This is a genomic window from Lysinibacillus sp. GJ-1, assembly GCF_021166035.1.
Taxonomy (GTDB): Bacteria; Bacillota; Bacilli; order Bacillales_A; family Planococcaceae; genus Lysinibacillus; species Lysinibacillus sphaericus.
This window is the reverse complement of the sequence record NZ_CP088912.1, coordinates 3,280,873-3,297,541: the sequence shown is the minus strand read 5'-3', so window position 1 is coordinate 3,297,541 and position 16,669 is coordinate 3,280,873. Positions and strand designations below refer to the sequence as shown.

Below are 16,669 nucleotides of genomic sequence, written 5' to 3'. Positions count from 1 at the left end.
TTGCAGTCCTTTTTTTGGCTAAATTTCAATGAAGAATTAAGGGAAAAATACATCAAAACTTGTTATACTAGTTAAGATAACTTTATTGGAGTGAATGGGATGAACAATCAATCACTAACCATTAGTGAGGTACTACGTTTTGCAAATCATGATTATGTGAATCAACTTCAACTGATTCGCATGAATTTAGATTTAGGTAGAATTGATGAATCGAAAGAACTTATTCAACATTATTCGGAACAGCTACGAGTATTGTCTATCATGAATCGTCTACAATTACCACAAACAATGGAGTGGCTACAAACAGCAGGATGGCGCTATCCGGCGTTACCGCTGGAGCTTAATGGTGAGATCAAAAAACCAGTCACAAATAATATTGACAAGGATGTTGTAGAGTACTTAAACAAAACAGTTATGCATGTTTATGATACATTAGATCCATTTACGGAGCAGAGCTTAGCGATTGATGTACGTGTTGACGATCATACATTTGTTTTGGCATTTACGCTAAATGGACTGTGGAGTGCAGACGCATTCACCGAAAAAGGTTTGAAACAATTCGACATTCAAACAATTGTGCAGACAAATACGTGCTGGCAATATGTGTTGAGTGCAAATAGGGAGTGAAATAAATGTTTGTCGATCACGTAAAGATATATGTAAAAGGTGGCGATGGCGGTGATGGAATGGTTGCCTTCCGCCGTGAAAAATATGTACCAAATGGTGGTCCAGCTGGAGGCGATGGTGGTCACGGAGGGAACGTAGTATTTGAAGTAGAAGAAGGTCTACGTACGTTAATGGATTTCCGTTATAAACGTCATTTCAAAGCTGATCGTGGAGAGCACGGGATGAGTAAAGGGATGCACGGAAAACGCGCTGAAGATTTAATTGTTAAGGTGCCACCAGGTACAGTTGTAATGAATGAAGAAACAGGGGCTGTTATCGCGGATTTAGTTGAGCATGGTCAACAAGCCATTATAGCAAAAGCAGGTCGTGGTGGACGTGGGAATTCTCGCTTTGCAACACCAGCCAACCCTGCTCCTGAACTTTCTGAAAAAGGTGAGCCAGGACAAGAATTAAATGTTATATTAGAGTTAAAAGTGCTAGCAGATGTTGGGTTAGTAGGTTTCCCAAGTGTTGGTAAATCAACACTATTATCAGTTGTGTCTGCTGCAAAACCAAAAATTGGTGCTTATCATTTTACAACAATCGTACCGAATTTAGGGATGATTGAAACAGAAGATCACCGAAGCTTTGCCATGGCAGATTTACCTGGGCTTATTGAAGGAGCGCATGAAGGGGTAGGATTAGGGCATCAATTTTTACGTCATATTGAGCGTACACGTGTCATTGTGCATGTAATCGATATGTCAGGTATGGAAGGTCGTGACCCTTACGAAGATTATTTAACAATTAACGAGGAGTTAAAACAATATAACCTTCGTTTAACGGAGCGTCCTCAAATTATTGTAGCAAATAAAATGGATATGCCAGAAGCAGAAGAAAACTTAGTGGAATTCCGCAAAAAGGTGGGCGAAGATGTGCAAATCTTCCCAATCTCAGCGATTTCACGCCAAGGCTTAAAAGAATTGTTATTTGCAATTGCCGATTTACTTGAAGTAACGCCTGAGTTCCCTCTATTTGATGAATTAGAGGAACAATCGGACGCAACAGTAATGTACAAGCATGAATCACAAGGTGAAGATTTCGAGATTACACGTGATGATGACGGCACATTTATCATTAGTGGTTACTCGATTGAACGTTTATTTAAAATGACTGACTTTAGTCGTGAAGATGGTATTCGCCGTTTTGCTCGCCAATTACGAGGTATGGGTGTGGATGAGGCATTGCGTGAACGTGGTGCACAAAATGGTGATACAGTTCGTCTGCAAGAGTTTGAGTTTGAATTTGTAGATTAAGACAGGTGTTTTAGGGGGAAGCGTATGAAGAATGTTGCGAATCAGCGATATTATTTAGTTCGTGAAGATGTATTAACGGATGCTATGCAAAAAACGTTGGAGGCGAAGCACTTACTTTCGAGTGGTTCAGTATCCTCCATTTGGGATGCGGTCAAGCAAGTGGATTTATCGCGCAGTGCGTTTTACAAATATCGTGATGCTGTATTTCCTTTTCACTCCATTGTACAGGAGCGCATTTTAACAGTCTTTTTACAGCTTCAAGATCGAAAAGGAACATTGGCAAAGCTATTAGAAACTGTGACAAATTCGCATTGTAATGTACTGACAATTCATCAAACAATTCCAATTCAAGGACGTGCAAATGTTACATTATCATTGGATGTGACGAGCATGACTTCTGAACTTGATGACTTAATACAGCAGTTAAAAAGGTTAGATTTCGTAGAGTCAGCTGAGGTCATTAGTTCTGGTGCGTTGTAAAGGGGCAGTTTGTAAAGCCCCTTTGTCTTTTAGTAGTTCATGCTGGTAGATGTTGATACAAAATTTCGCTTCCTTTCCGCATGCGATGAGCAAGCCTCGCCGAAGTAAAAACCTCAGTGGGGTTTCGCTTAATTCGCTATCCTGCAGAAATACTGCGGAATTTGTAAAAGCTGCTATAGAAATGTACAATTCCATTTCAAACAGCTAGCAAAAGCAGTACGTATTTTCACAATACTTTTTAGAGAAGGCTGTTTTACATAGCCTCTTCTTTTTTAGCAAGAGTTTTCCAAACATTATAAATGTTTAATATACTACGCATTGTAGCGGAGGAGGTCATTTTGATGACAGAGCAACAGTGGGAAAAGCGTATTGCATATTTAGGACCAGAAGCTTCATTTACATATTTAGCAACAAAATCTATTTTTCCAACTGACTGGCTTGTCCCATGTGCAACAATTCCAGAATGCATTGAGGCAGTGGCAGAGGGGAAAGTTGATTTAGCAGTTGTACCATTAGAAAATGCACTAGAGGGCTCAGTTCCGCTGACGCTGGATTATTTATTCCACGAGGCAACGCTTTATGTAACAGGTGAACTACAGCTGAAAATTCAACAACATTTAATGGTCAATGAAGCGCAGAAGAACAATTGGGAATCGATTGAAGGTGTTTATTCGCATCCGCATGCATTAGCTCAATGCCACAAATATTTATTTTATCGTTTTAGTGATGTGCCGTTACATCAAACAACATCAACAGCAGCCGCTGCAAAATTTGTATCCGAAAATCCTGAAAAATGTATTGCTGCAGTTGGTAATGCAGCAGCCGCAGCAAAATACGGTTTAACTATCGTGCAAGACAATATTCATGACTTTCATTTTAATCATACTCGTTTCTTTGTATTATCAAAGCAAAATAAGCGGTTACCACAGGAATTATCAGAAGGGCAAGCAAAGACAACTTTCATGATTACATTACCGACAGATCGATCAGGGGCTTTGCACCAAGTTTTATCGGTATTTGCATGGCGACAATTAAATTTAAGTAAAATTGAATCACGCCCATTAAAAACAGGTCTTGGAGATTATTTCTTCATGATTGATGTTTTAGCAGATGAAAAAGACCCGATGATGCGTGGAGCTATGGAGGAACTGGCGGCGCTTGGTTGCAAGGTGAAGTCACTTGGTACATACTTTACGTATTTAACAAAGTCTGACGAAGAATAACAGCAACTTAGGGGTGATTGATGTGGGTGGCATTATATTATTTGATGGCATTTGTAATTTTTGTAATAGTAGTGTGCAATTTATTATTAAACGTGACCGAGCGGCGTTTTTTAAGTTTGCTTCGATTCAAAGTGAAGTTGGTCAAGCACTTCTTGAACAATACAAGGTACCAGCAAATATAAATAGTGTGATTTACATTGAGCAAGGAAAAGTATACGTTGAATCGACGGCAGCACTTAACATTACTAGACACTTAGATGGCTTATGGCCTGTGCTTTATGTGTTGATTGCTATACCACCTTGTATACGAAACACTGCCTATCAACTTTTTGCTAAAAATCGCTATCGTCTTTTTGGTCAAAAGCAAGCTTGTTTTTTACCTTCACCATCACAACGCGAGCGTTTTCTGGAACAACGATAATCAGCACAAAAAATCCACTGCGAATTCTACAGGAACGTAAGTCGCTACAAGCTATGTGCTAGCTGGCTGCTTACGTTGTGCTGTAAGGAAATCGGAGTGGATTTTGCGTTTAAATTTTCAGAATTGTTTGCGTGTCTGGCACGCCAATTATTGATCTGTGATTAGATAGCCTTTTTTTTGTAAGGACTGCTCTATTAAGTCTAAAATTTCCATGGATGGAGCGGAAATAACATGAAGGTGTGTGCCGCCTGTAAGTGCAGATAAGTAATTGGCTTGTGTGTCGTCTACACGTTGTACAAATTTATCGACATCATGACGGTTGGAGACCATTAAAGAAGCGGTAATTTCTCCGTAGATGGGGTGCTCAACAATCACATTTTTAACCGTACCACCGCAGTCCACGATAGTTAATAATTCGTCTTTGGCGTCTTCAGGTGTGTGAAAACAAGGGATCGTGCGTTCAACAGTTTGATTGAGTTGCTCTTGGTGCATATAAATATAGCCTTGGCTTGTTGCAATGATTGGTTCGTTTCTAGCCTTTAATAATGTCATATCATTCACAATAACTTGTCTAGAAACATTTGCAAATTTAGCGAAGTCTGTCCCAGTAATAGGTGTGTTGCTTTTTTTTAGCAGTTCTAGAAGTTGCAGTCGGCGTTCCTCGCCTAACATTTTTTTCATAAAAGATCACCTCTGCCGTGTAATAAAGGAAGTAGTATTCCTTATGCATTAGTGTACCATGAAGCATTTCCACCATGCGTGAATTTTTTGTATCCAAATGAAACATTGAACATATGATACGTAGAGAGGAAGGGAGGAAAAAATTGCGTATTCATATTGTTCAAAAGGGAGATACATTGTGGAAGATTGCGAAGGAGTACGGTATTTCATTTGAGGACTTAAAACGACTCAATGCCCATCTTGCCAACCCTGATTATATTGTTCCGGGCATGGAAATTATTTTGCCTGAAAAAATAAATAAGGAAACTCATAAAGAAACACATAAGGAAACACAAGTCCATAAAGAGATGCCTACTACTCAAACAAGGCCAAGTAAGGAAAGTGTAAAAAAAGAGGTGCAAAAGCCGATGCCGGCACCACCTCCGATTGTGGTTCAACCACCAGCACCGATGCCGATGCCAGAGCCGCAAATGATACCAATACCATTCCCGATGCCGATGCCAATGCCGATGCCGCAACCACAGCAACCGATGTGGGTGCCACAGCCAGTAGAACTTAGCTGGAATCAACAATTAGTAATGCCGCAGCAACCGGCACCTATACCAGCACCACCAGTAGCACAACCAGCACCGCCACCGCCACCACCACCACCGCCGCCGCCAGCACCAGCACCAGCGCCACCAGTTCAACATGTACCGCATATGCCGATGGTGCCTCATTGTTCTAGTTGCCATCAGCCAGTGCATCATCAAATGTGGTGGCATATGCCAATGCAACCACAAATAGAGGCTTACACAATGCCGCAGCAACCGATGCCATGTGTAATGCCTCAACAGCAACCGATGCCATGTGCAATGCCCCAACAACAACCGATGCATTGTGCAATGCCAGCTAATGCGGTTGGAGGAGAAAATTTCCTAGAATCGAGCACATCACCATTCTTTAATCCGAATGCCGGACAAATGCAACCTCAATTTGAGCAAATGCCAATGATGCCAATGATGCCAATGAATCAATCTTGTGGATGCGGCGCACAGCACGGAATGGGGCAATCTTGTGGATGTGGCTCTCAGCCGGTAATGATGCCAAATTGGCAATTTGACCCATGCCATTGTCCGCCACCATGTTCAGCTGGACCATGGATGTCACCGCACTTTTTCCCAGGCGGGATGACGCCTTATCGATGGTAAAAAAGCCTATATTGTCGAGGAAGTAAAGCCTAATATTTGGAAGTATAAATATCAATCTAAACATTATTTTGTAAAACGAGCAAAGCAGTTAGAAATAGCAGATAAAGTGAGGGCAATTCATCGCCATTTGGGACGACTAGAACCCTCACTCGTCCTGCCGTTAGTAAAAAGTGATGATGATCAACTCATTGTTCAAATGTGGCAAGAGGGAAGTCATAGTGCGAATTTTGCTTATAAAAAAGATAGGGAACAATCTTTAAAGCTATTAATCGATTTGCATGACACGAACCAAAAAATTGCGTGGCAACGAGTACCAGGTTTGCATACCTTTTCTCAGCTTTTAAAATGGCAGATGCGTCATATGCGTTTTAAAAGTAGGCGAAATGACTTGCGAGCATTTTTAACGAGAGAAGAAGTGGAGCAAATTATTCATTTTAGCGAAAAGGCTTTGCAGTTAATGGAACTAGAAGATGTGCCGGAAAAAGACATCACGCTATTGCATGGTGATGTTGTGCACCATAACTTTTTATGGTGTACAGATGGTGAATTACGTTTAATCGATTTTGACTTAGCCCATCTCGGAGAAGCGGATGATGAGTATATATTATGGCTGCATCGCGTGTTGCCCGCAGTAGATTATGATCTTGCTAGTATTTTAAGAGAATTGCCAGCGCTTGAACGGTTAGATAAAAGGAAGTTCCATCGTTTAAAGTTTCCAAATGAGCTGTTGCGAGAATGGTTATTTGCTATAGATTTACCTTTAGAACAACAGCTAGTATTTTTAGATTATTTGATACCATTTACTAAGCGAGCGCTAACATACTGGCCGAAACTGTGGTACGATATTGATAGAGTGATGAAGAGATGACCGTCCCCGAGGCGGTCATTTTTGCATGGAATCGGCACTATTGCTATTGCATATAGTCGAGCATTCGTTCGCTATATGCTATAATCGAAGACGATGAATGTGAGGGATATACTATGTATGATTATTTAAAAGGTCAAGTAGTGCGTATTACGCCAGAATATGTCGTGCTTGAGCAACAAGGGATAGGTTGGCAATTGAATACACCGAACCCATTTGCATTTCGTGCGTCGGCAGCTGAACAACAAATTTACGTACACTTGCATGTTCGGGAAGATGCACAAGTGCTGTATGGTTTTCCGAATTTAGACCAACGAGAGTTATTCCGAAAATTAATTTTAGTGTCAGGCATTGGACCTAAAGGTGCACTAGCAATCTTAGCGACCGGTAACCCGCAACAAGTTATTGGTGCCATTGAACGAGAAGATGAAACGTTTTTAGTGAAATTTCCAGGTGTTGGTAAAAAGACAGCGCGTCAAATGATTCTAGATTTAAAAGGTAAACTTGGATCTTTACTAGACACAATGGAACTACCTAGTTCGGAAGATGAGCTGCCTTTATTCGGCGTTAATCCATATAAACATGAACTAGAAGAAGCCATTCTAGCATTAATGGCTCTCGGATACTCGGAAAAAGAACTCGATAAAATCCGACCACAACTAGAAGATAATGACAAGCTGGAAACAACAGATGCGTATATGAAGCAAGCATTGCAGTTGTTATTAAAGCTGAAATAATAGAAGGGAGGCAGGTACATGTCGGAACGTATGATAGCGAGTGAAGCTGGCCGTTATGATGAACAATTTGAATTATCTCTTAGACCTCAAAGATTAGCACAATATATTGGGCAGCAAAAGGTGAAAGAAAATTTACAAATTTTCATTGAAGCGGCAAAGCTTCGGCAGGAAAGTTTAGATCATGTACTATTATATGGTCCTCCTGGATTGGGAAAGACGACATTAGCCGCGGTTATTGCAAATGAAATGAATGTTAATGTTCGTATGACGAGTGGTCCTGCCATTGAGCGTCCAGGAGATTTAGCCGCGATTTTAAGCTCGTTGGAGCCTGGGGATGTATTGTTTATTGATGAGATTCATCGTCTTCCACGTGCAATTGAAGAAGTGCTATATCCAGCTATGGAGGATTTTTGCTTAGATATTGTTGTTGGAAAGGGACCGGAAGCGCGTTCGGTTCGTCTTGAATTGCCACCTTTTACGCTTGTTGGTGCAACGACAAGAGCCGGTGCGTTATCGGCCCCGCTACGAGATCGATTTGGTGTACTGCTACGTTTAGAGTATTACGATAATACGTCACTTGCTGAAATTGTCGTTAGAAGTGCCCATTTATTTGATGTGGATATTGAGCAAATAGCGGCAGGCGAGATGGCGAGACGTTCTCGTGGTACACCACGTATTGCTAACCGTTTACTGAAACGAGTGCGAGATTATGCACAAGTGCTTGGAGATGGTATGATAACGGAGGACCTTGCTAAGCAAGCGCTAGAGCTTTTACAAGTGGATCCTAGAGGGCTTGACCATATTGACCATAAGCTTGTGACCAATATGATTGAGCGCTTCAGTGGTGGCCCAGTAGGCTTAGATACACTTGCTGCTTCCATTGGTGAAGAACGTGTGACGATAGAAGATGTGTACGAGCCATATTTAATGCAGATTGGCTTTATTCAACGTACACCGCGTGGACGTGTCGCAACGCATCTGGCTTACGAACATTTTGGATATGATTATCCACAACAAACATAAAAGAAGGAAGTTTTTTTCATGCGTGTAGAAGATTTTGATTTTGAATTACCAGAGGAGCTTATCGCACAAACGCCCCTTGTCGATCGTACGGCAAGTCGGTTAATGGTTGTGACACCGGGCTCAGAGAAAGTCGAGCATCATCATTTTGCTCATATTTTAGAGGAGTTACATGCTGGTGACTGTCTAGTACTGAATGATACAAGAGTATTACCTGCTCGTTTAATGGGTGTAAAAGAAGAAACGGGTGCCCATATTGAAGTATTGCTCTTAAAGCAAACGGCTGGAACGGATGAATGGGAAACACTTGTAAAACCAGCGAAACGTGTTAAAGTAGGTACCGTTGTCACATTTGGAGACGGTTTACTAACAGCAACTTGTACAGCAGAGTTAGACCACGGTGGTCGTATGTTTGAATTCAAATATGAAGGCATTTTCTATGAAATTTTAGAGCAACTTGGCGAAATGCCATTACCTCCATATATTCGCGAAAAATTAGATGATAGTGAGCGTTATCAGACTGTCTATGCGAAAGAACGTGGCTCGGCAGCGGCACCTACAGCTGGTCTTCATTTTACACAAGAATTATTAGAGCAAGTACGAGCAAAAGGTGTCGAGATTGTTTTTATTACACTACATGTTGGACTTGGAACTTTCCGTCCAGTAAGTGTAGATTCGATCGAAAACCATGAAATGCACGCTGAATTTTATAGTGTGACAGAAGAAGCTGCGGCTACGATTAACCGTGTAAAAGCAAATGGCGGACATGTCATTGCTGTTGGTACAACATCTACTCGAACACTTGAAACAATTGGTTCTAAATATGGAGAAGTCCGCGCAGAGCAAGGATGGACATCTATTTTTATTTATCCAGGCTATCAATTTACAGTGGTGGATGGTTTAATTACAAACTTCCATTTACCAAAGTCAACATTAGTAATGCTTGTCAGTACACTTGCGACGAAAGATACGATTTTAAGCGCCTACCATCAAGCAGTAGAAGAAAAATATCGCTTCTTTAGCTTTGGTGATGCTATGTTTATACGTCCTAGTTTACAAAAATAATTCACTTCTGTTGCATCATCATAAGAGATGCAACAGGATTTTGATTTGTTCAATAGCATAATCAAGCAAGAAATCGGAGTACTGTTTTTACTTTAGATAAGAGAGGATTTAACATTTTATGACACAACCAGCAATTCGTTATGAACTACTTCATACATGTAAGCAAACAGGAGCACGTCTTGGCATTGTCCATACACCACATGGCTCTTTTGAAACACCAGCATTTATGCCTGTAGGGACACAAGCAACTGTTAAAACAATGTCTCCAGAAGAATTAAAAGAAATGAATGCAGGCATTATTCTTTCAAATACGTACCATTTATGGCTGCGTCCAGGTAATGATATTGTGAAGGAAGCAGGTGGCCTGCATAAGTTTATGAATTGGGATCGCCCAATTTTAACGGATTCAGGTGGCTTCCAAGTATTCTCGTTAAGTCAATTCCGTAAAATTGAAGAGGAAGGTGTGCACTTCCGTAATCATTTAAATGGGGATAAGCTGTTTTTAAGTCCAGAAAAGGCGATGGAAATTCAAAATGATTTAGGCTCGGATATTATGATGGCGTTCGATGAATGTCCGCCTTACCCTGCAACATATGACTATATGCTCAAATCCGTTGATAGAACGACTCGTTGGGCAAAGCGATGCAAAGAAGCACATGCACGTCCAGAAGAGCAAGGATTATTTGGTATTATTCAAGGTGGAGAATACGAAGAATTACGACGTCGTTCTGCGGAAGCGTTAGTAGAACTCGATTTTCCAGGCTATGCAATAGGGGGCCTATCAGTAGGCGAACCGAAAGATGTGATGAATCGAGTGCTAGAGTTTACAACACCGTTAATGCCGACAAATAAGCCGCGCTATTTAATGGGTGTAGGTTCTCCAGATTCTCTCATTGACGGCGCTATTCGAGGCATTGATATGTTTGACTGTGTATTACCGACAAGAATTGCCCGTAATGGTACATTAATGACGTCTGAAGGACGTTTAGTTGTTAAAAACGCTAAATATGCCCGTGATTTTGGTCCAATCGATCCGAATTGTGATTGCTATACTTGTAAAAACTATTCACGTGCATATGTGCGTCATTTAATTCGCACGGAAGAAACATTTGGTATTCGTTTAACTTCTTATCATAATTTACATTTTTTACTGAAGTTAATGGAGCAAGTGCGTGAGGCCATTCGTGAGGATCGTCTAGGTGATTTCCGAGAAGAATTTTTCGAAAAATACGGTTTTAATGAACCGAATGCAAAAAACTTCTAAAATTGGAATAGCACTTAGCGAAAATTTACCTGTTATAGAAAAACTATTGATAATATAGAAAAATTTTGGGCTTGTTCATCGCTTTTTTAGGGTGAAATAGTCTATACTAAAAAAGTGAGATTTGGAAAGGGGGCTAGCATTTTGAATATGGAATCAATATTAGGATTTGCACCGATCATATTGATGTTCGTGGCGATGTGGTTCATTTTAATCCGTCCTGCAAAAAAAAGACAGCAGGAAACGCAAAATATGCAAAGTAGCTTACAGCGTGGAGATAAAGTTATTACAATCGGTGGCTTACATGGTGTTATCGACTCAATTGAGGACACAGCTGTCACTTTAGTAATCGCTGATAATGTGCGCGTTAAATTTGACCGTCAAGCAATTGGACGTGTCGTAAATGATCAAGTTTAATATGATTAGGCGTTGTCCCAAATAACCTTTGGACAACGCCTTTGCCATTTTAAAAGCTATGTCGAAATGCGTATAATTTTGCCACACTTTTTTGTATAAAAAGCAACAGATACGGTCACCTTGATAGAGTGGGGGTGTTCGTATGGAAGAATATTTAGCAATTATTTTTAGGACATGCTTTTTATATGTTTTTATACTTATTGTTTTTCGATTAATGGGCAAGCGAGAAGTCGGTGAACTATCTGTTATCGATTTAGTCGTTTTCGTCTTGATTGCAGAAGTAGCTGCCTTTGCGCTAGATGATTATGAAAACCCATTATTTAATGCTATTTTACCGATTATTATTTTGCTCTTTATTCAAATATTGAGTGCTTATTTATCGTTGAAGAATAAGAAAATACGTGATTTAGTTGATGGCGATCCAGCTCTGCTTGTCAAAGATGGAATTATCCAAGAAAGCGAGATGCGAAAACAGCGCTATAATTTAGATGACCTTTGCCAGCAACTACGTGAAAATGGCATCTCCTCTGTTACGGAAATAGCTTATGCCTATTTAGAGCCTTCTGGTAATCTTTCCGTTTATAAAAAAGATGAAAAGGCTTTTGTCTATCCGCTTATTATCGATGGTGATATCCAAGACCGACATTTAATGCTTATCCATAAAGATGAAAAATGGTTAATGGATGAGTTAGCTAAAAGTAATATTCATGATAGTAGTACCGTGTTCTTTTGTATATGGGAGGACAATCGACTTCATATTCAATTGAAGGAACATTAGACCTTCTTCGCTAATTTCCGAATATAGTGGAAATCTGTAAAACGCAATTGATTGGACATTAATAATAACGTAAATAGTAAAAATAATGTGACACAACTACTTAAAATAAAAGGTAGTGGCAGTATTTGCATAAAGAAATATTGGGCAATACAAACGGCAATGAAGCAACTATAAGGGACAACAAACATACGGAAGCCGGCGCGTAAATTTTTGCGCTGTCTGACCGTAGCAATATGCAAGAATGATGTAAGTAAAACGCCGAAGCCAATGGCTACAACAGCTCCTTTTTCTTGGATGCCAGGTTGAGAGGACAGTACAAACATAACGAATAGTTTACCGAGTCCACCATAAATGGAGTTCATCATGGCAGCGCGCGCCTCACCAACGGCCTGCAAAATGGAATGTAATGGACTTTGAATATAATAAAAATAAAATATAGGTGCTAAAATTTTCACATAGCCTCGATTTTCTTCTAGATGAAATAATTTCATGGCTAGCTCGTCACCGTGAACGAAAAAATATGTGGCGGCAATGCAGCCTACTAAAGAAGATAAGCGCAACGAAACGGAAATACGTTCCTGTAAAAGCGCATTGTGTTGGCGTGCAACAGCATCACTAACAGCAGGAATAAGGACAATAGAAAGTGCTGTAGACACAAAGGCTGGGAATAGTAGCAAGGGCACTAAAACACCTGAAATGACCCCATATAAAATAGTAGCGGCAGAGGCCGTTAATCCTGCCATCGTTAATGCTTTTAAAAAAATAATCGGTTCTAAAAACCAAGTGAAGGAGCCAAATAGTTTGCTTCCTGCAGATGGGATGGCTACCCGAAGCATTGGTGAAGCCGGATAAGACTCCACTTTGCTTTTCTTTGGTAATAATCTCCTCTTTGAAACGGCGTAATGTAGCCATAAATACAGGAACGCAACAACTTCAGCTAAAAGGGTGATACCCATAGCAGAAGCCGCCGTTATGGAAGCATTATTATAAGCTGCAACCAATGGTAGCATAAAGGTAATAAAGCCGATGCGGACAACTTGTTCAAGCATTTGTGCCCAAGCAGTTGGTGTAATTTTAGCAACGCCCTGTAAATAAGCGCGGAGCAATCCTGAACCGACCGAAACAGGCACGGCAAACAGTGCAATCCAAAGTGTAAATGTTGTTTGTTCATTATGTAACAGAGTAGTAGAAATATAAGGTATTGTTAGTGCTAAAAGTGGCATAAAAACAATCATGCCAATAAATGACCAAATGATTGCCGTACGCATCACGCCAAAAATGCTTTCACGTTTATTTTTTGCTAGTAATTCTGCCACAATTTTTGCTACAGCGATAGGTAGTCCAAGTTGAATGAGTGAGATGAAGAAAATAAATGCAGGATAGGCGGTCATATAAATACCGACTGCTTCTTCACCAGCAATGCGCATAAACTGCATTCTATAAAAGAAGCCAAAAAGTTTAGATAAAAAAATAACAAACATTAAAAATAGTGTACCTCGTACAAAAGAACTCATGCCATCCGTCCCTTCTCAAGCCGCAAAAATTCATTTACACTATTTGTATGCAAACACTTCTTACGATACAACTTTGATTGGAGATGATTCAAAATGAGTATGCAACATGCACAACTATTTGAAAAAATTCGTCCGGCAATTGATAGTAAGATTGCAGAGTTTAAGTATTATAAATATGATGCGATTTCCGCAGAAGAATTATGGCGTTATTGTGTAGAAAAAAATGGCGCAAAAAATGTTGAGCAATTACGATTATATGAAATTATCGCAACTATATTTGCAGTATCGCCGTCTGATATTGTATCATTCAATCAAGTAGAGTTTTTACAAAGTGATAATTGGTTTGCAGAAATAAACACCGAGGAATTAAAATCATTGCTTACCATTAAAAACACAAGAAGAATATGTCGTTTCTGTAAAAGATTAATAAGAATACTACAGTGTTGAATTGACACCAAGCGCAACGTGTTTCATAATGAGTGTGTTGCGCTTTTTTTATTTTGAATACCTGTTTACTTAAACCTGCTATGCGATATTACTTGCATTAGGAAGTTTAGTACCTAATAATACAAAGATAAACTTGCGCGTTATGAACGAATGAAATAAGTTAAGCAACCTTTTGAGACACAGGTAACATGATTCTAAGGAAAAGGAGGATTAATCGTTTCAAAAGGTATTGCTAGTTACTTGTTTGGCGTGTAAGGAAAACCTTACACCATTTCGAGGAGGATTTTCAATGAAACTAAAAAGTCGTATAGTTGCATACCTATTAATTCTAGTGCTTTTAGCAGCAGGAATTAGTACGACTGCAAACGACGTCTTAAAGGACATTAAGCTTGGTCTTGATTTACAGGGCGGGTTTGAGGTGCTTTACGAGGTAAATGAATTAAAAGAAGGACAAAAAATTACACCAGAAATTGTTACAGCAACAACAACTGCACTTGGTGAACGTGTAAATACTATGGGGGTTAGTGAACCGAGTATTCAGGTTGAGGACAAGAATCGTATTCGTGTGCAATTAGCAGGTGTCGAGGACCAAGAATCCGCACGTAAATTATTGTCTACGTCTGCTAATTTAACATTCCGCGATGTCGATGATAATTTATTATTGGATGGAGACGATTTAAAGGCAAATGGTGCTAAAGACTCCTTTGACCAACAAAATCGTCCAATTGTTTCTTTAACTTTAAAAGATGCGAAAAAATTTGCTGATATAACAAGTAAAATTGCGGCGAAACCTGCAGGTCAAAATTTATTAGTTGTATGGTTAGATTTTGAAGAGGGTGTCGATTCCTATAAAGCAGAGTCACAAAAAGCGAAACCACGATATGCATCTGCAGCAACTGTAACTCAAACATTAAATACCACAGATGTTATGATTAGTGGTAATTTCTCTGTTGAAGAAACTAAAAATTTAGCAGATATTTTAAATGCTGGGGCATTACCTGTAAAGCTTGATGAAATTTATTCGACTTCTGTTGGTGCTCAGTTCGGCGATGCAGCACTGAAAAGCACTATTTTTGCTGGTATAGTCGGCGTAGTAATTATTTTCTTATTTATGCTTTCCTACTATCGTTTACCAGGCTTTATTTCCATCATTACACTGGCTGTGTTTACATTCCTTGTATTGGTGGTATTTGATTGGATTAATGCGGTTTTAACGCTTCCAGGTATTGCGGCCATTGTGCTTGGTATAGGGATGGCTGTAGATGCCAATATTTTAGCGGCAGAACGTATTCGTGAAGAGCTTCGAGTAGGCTATTCTGTTAAACAAGCCTTCCAAATTGGTTCTAAACAATCTTTATCAGCGATTGTCGATGCACAGTTAACAACTTTATTAGCTGCAGCAGTACTGTATCATTGGGGAACAAGCTCTGTTAAAGGATTTGCTACAACATTAATTATTAGTATCCTACTGAGCTTCTTAACAGCAGTTTGGGGTTCTCGCGTCCTATTAGGGCTACTTGTTAACAGTGGTTATTTCAATAATCCAGCATGGTTTGGTATTGCAAAGTCCAAACAGCATAGTCTGGATGAAAATATTGGTACACTAGATTTATCAACAAAATTTGATCGATTTGATTTTGTTCACAACCGTAAGAAATTCTATACGTTTTCATTAGGCATTTTAGTGGCTGGTTTAGTTGTTCTTGGTATTTTCCGCCTAAACCTAGGTATTGATTTTTCAAGCGGTACTCGTGTCCAAATTGAATCTGATCAAACCTTAACACAAAAGGAAGTATCCAAATATTTAGATAGCATCAACTTTACATCAGAAGATATCATACTCTCTGGTGAGAAAAGTAATACAGCAGTTATCCGCTATAAAGATGACCTATCGCAAGCAGAAATTTTAAAATTCAAAAAAGAAGCTACCGAAAAATATGGCCATGAACCAGCTATAAGTACCGTATCGCCTACAGTTGGTAAGGAACTTGTAAAGAATGCCATTAAGGCATTGTCTATCGCAGCACTTGGAATCATCATTTATGTGGCAATTCGCTTTGAATGGCGCATGGGGGTTGGTGCAATTGTTTCATTATTGCATGATGTATTCTTAATTGTTGCCGTCTTTAGCTTCATGCGTTTAGAAGTAGATATTACGTTTATTGCGGCTGTGTTAACAATTGTTGGTTATTCCATTAATGATACGATTGTTACCTTTGACCGTATGCGTGAAAATTTAGATCGTTATGATATAATTAAAGATCGTGAAGTATTGGCGAATATTGTCAATAAATCACTTCGCCAAACAATGGGACGTTCTGTTAATACAGTCTTAACAGTTATTATTGTTGTTATAACTTTATTAATTTTTGGAGCACCGTCTATTCAAAACTTCTCTATCGCGTTATTGATTGGTTTAATTACAGGTATGTATTCTTCTATCTGTATCGCAGCTCAAATCTGGTATTCATTAAAAATTCGTGAAATGAAAAAATCAGATGGACAGCTACACAAAAAAGAGAAAAAACAATGGGGTACAGATGAACCTATTGTATGATATTGGTATTTGATGTGAGGCAGGGAAAGGATGTTACTTTCCCTGTTTTTTTTTTGTGTGCAAAGAATGTGCACAACTTATTAGTGAAAGT

17 protein-coding genes are annotated in these 16,669 nt (G+C 39.4%); 15 read left to right on the top strand and 2 right to left on the bottom strand.

From position 1 onward, the window contains the following. Positions 1 to 99: 99 nt before the first annotated feature. The 5 genes from LO754_RS16375 (at position 100) to LO754_RS16355 (ending at position 4,046) form a co-directional block, all read left to right on the top strand. Complete coding sequence (locus LO754_RS16375; protein ID WP_025220117.1) at positions 100 to 627, top strand: Spo0B domain-containing protein; 528 nt, start codon at positions 100 to 102, stop codon at positions 625 to 627. Between the two features lie 5 nt (positions 628 to 632). Continuing rightward, the gene (gene obgE, locus LO754_RS16370; protein WP_024363179.1) at positions 633 to 1,922 is read left to right on the top strand and encodes a GTPase ObgE; all 1,290 of its coding nucleotides are present in this window, start codon (positions 633 to 635) and stop codon (positions 1,920 to 1,922) included. 24 nt (positions 1,923 to 1,946) lie between these two features. Next, positions 1,947 to 2,402, top strand: a complete 456-nt coding sequence (locus LO754_RS16365) for an ACT domain-containing protein (protein WP_024363178.1) — start codon at positions 1,947 to 1,949, stop codon at positions 2,400 to 2,402. Positions 2,403 to 2,743: 341 nt separating this feature from the next. Continuing rightward, a complete protein-coding gene (gene pheA / locus LO754_RS16360; protein WP_231784813.1) occupies positions 2,744 to 3,625 on the top strand; it encodes a prephenate dehydratase in 882 nt (293 codons plus the stop codon). Positions 3,626 to 3,647: 22 nt separating this feature from the next. Then, complete coding sequence (locus LO754_RS16355; RefSeq protein WP_231784812.1) at positions 3,648 to 4,046, top strand: thiol-disulfide oxidoreductase DCC family protein; 399 nt, start codon at positions 3,648 to 3,650, stop codon at positions 4,044 to 4,046. 147 nt (positions 4,047 to 4,193) lie between these two features. Here the strand turns inward: LO754_RS16355 and LO754_RS16350 are convergent, their stop codons facing one another. Next, entirely contained in the window at positions 4,194 to 4,727 is a 534-nt protein-coding gene (locus LO754_RS16350; protein WP_024363175.1) for a transcription repressor NadR, read from the bottom strand. Between the two features lie 143 nt (positions 4,728 to 4,870). Here LO754_RS16350 and LO754_RS16345 point away from each other — a divergent pair, with 143 nt between their 5' ends. The 8 genes from LO754_RS16345 (at position 4,871) to LO754_RS16310 (ending at position 12,060) form a co-directional block, all read left to right on the top strand. Next, the gene (locus LO754_RS16345) at positions 4,871 to 5,917 is read left to right on the top strand and encodes a LysM peptidoglycan-binding domain-containing protein (protein ID WP_231784811.1); all 1,047 of its coding nucleotides are present in this window, start codon (positions 4,871 to 4,873) and stop codon (positions 5,915 to 5,917) included. Further along, on the top strand, positions 5,907 to 6,785 hold the full coding sequence (locus LO754_RS16340; protein WP_320407259.1) for a phosphotransferase: 879 nt from the start codon (positions 5,907 to 5,909) through the stop codon (positions 6,783 to 6,785). The genes LO754_RS16345 and LO754_RS16340 overlap by 11 nt, the downstream gene beginning before the upstream one ends. Before the next feature lie 113 nt (positions 6,786 to 6,898). Then, the gene (gene ruvA / locus LO754_RS16335) at positions 6,899 to 7,519 is read left to right on the top strand and encodes a Holliday junction branch migration protein RuvA (protein ID WP_108029854.1); all 621 of its coding nucleotides are present in this window, start codon (positions 6,899 to 6,901) and stop codon (positions 7,517 to 7,519) included. Between the two features lie 18 nt (positions 7,520 to 7,537). Beyond that, positions 7,538 to 8,542, top strand: coding sequence for a Holliday junction branch migration DNA helicase RuvB (gene ruvB / locus LO754_RS16330; RefSeq protein ID WP_024363171.1), 1,005 nt, complete (start codon positions 7,538 to 7,540; stop codon positions 8,540 to 8,542). 18 nt (positions 8,543 to 8,560) lie between these two features. After that, a complete protein-coding gene (queA, locus tag LO754_RS16325; protein WP_024363170.1) occupies positions 8,561 to 9,604 on the top strand; it encodes a tRNA preQ1(34) S-adenosylmethionine ribosyltransferase-isomerase QueA in 1,044 nt (347 codons plus the stop codon). Between the two features lie 118 nt (positions 9,605 to 9,722). Then, positions 9,723 to 10,868 carry a tRNA guanosine(34) transglycosylase Tgt gene (tgt, locus tag LO754_RS16320; protein ID WP_231784810.1) on the top strand — a complete coding sequence of 382 codons (1,146 nt, stop codon included), beginning with the start codon at positions 9,723 to 9,725 and terminating at the stop codon, positions 10,866 to 10,868. 147 nt (positions 10,869 to 11,015) lie between these two features. Then, on the top strand, positions 11,016 to 11,282 hold the full coding sequence (gene yajC, locus LO754_RS16315; RefSeq protein ID WP_024363168.1) for a preprotein translocase subunit YajC: 267 nt from the start codon (positions 11,016 to 11,018) through the stop codon (positions 11,280 to 11,282). A gap of 142 nt (positions 11,283 to 11,424) precedes the next feature. Then, entirely contained in the window at positions 11,425 to 12,060 is a 636-nt protein-coding gene (locus LO754_RS16310) for a DUF421 domain-containing protein (RefSeq protein WP_024363167.1), read from the top strand. On the opposite strand, the gene LO754_RS16305 is transcribed toward LO754_RS16310, so the two are convergent. Continuing rightward, on the bottom strand, positions 12,057 to 13,574 hold the full coding sequence (locus LO754_RS16305; RefSeq protein WP_231784809.1) for an oligosaccharide flippase family protein: 1,518 nt from the start codon (positions 13,572 to 13,574) through the stop codon (positions 12,057 to 12,059). The two genes, LO754_RS16310 and LO754_RS16305, sit on opposite strands and share 4 nt — an antisense overlap. Positions 13,575 to 13,667: 93 nt before the next feature. Between LO754_RS16305 and LO754_RS16300 the strand changes: the two genes are divergently transcribed. Next, positions 13,668 to 14,021 (top strand): post-transcriptional regulator, encoded by a 354-nt coding sequence (locus LO754_RS16300; protein ID WP_231784808.1) that lies wholly within the window; start codon positions 13,668 to 13,670, stop codon positions 14,019 to 14,021. A gap of 289 nt (positions 14,022 to 14,310) precedes the next feature. Then, the gene (gene secDF, locus LO754_RS16295) at positions 14,311 to 16,578 is read left to right on the top strand and encodes a protein translocase subunit SecDF (protein ID WP_231784807.1); all 2,268 of its coding nucleotides are present in this window, start codon (positions 14,311 to 14,313) and stop codon (positions 16,576 to 16,578) included. Positions 16,579 to 16,669 lie beyond the last annotated feature (91 nt).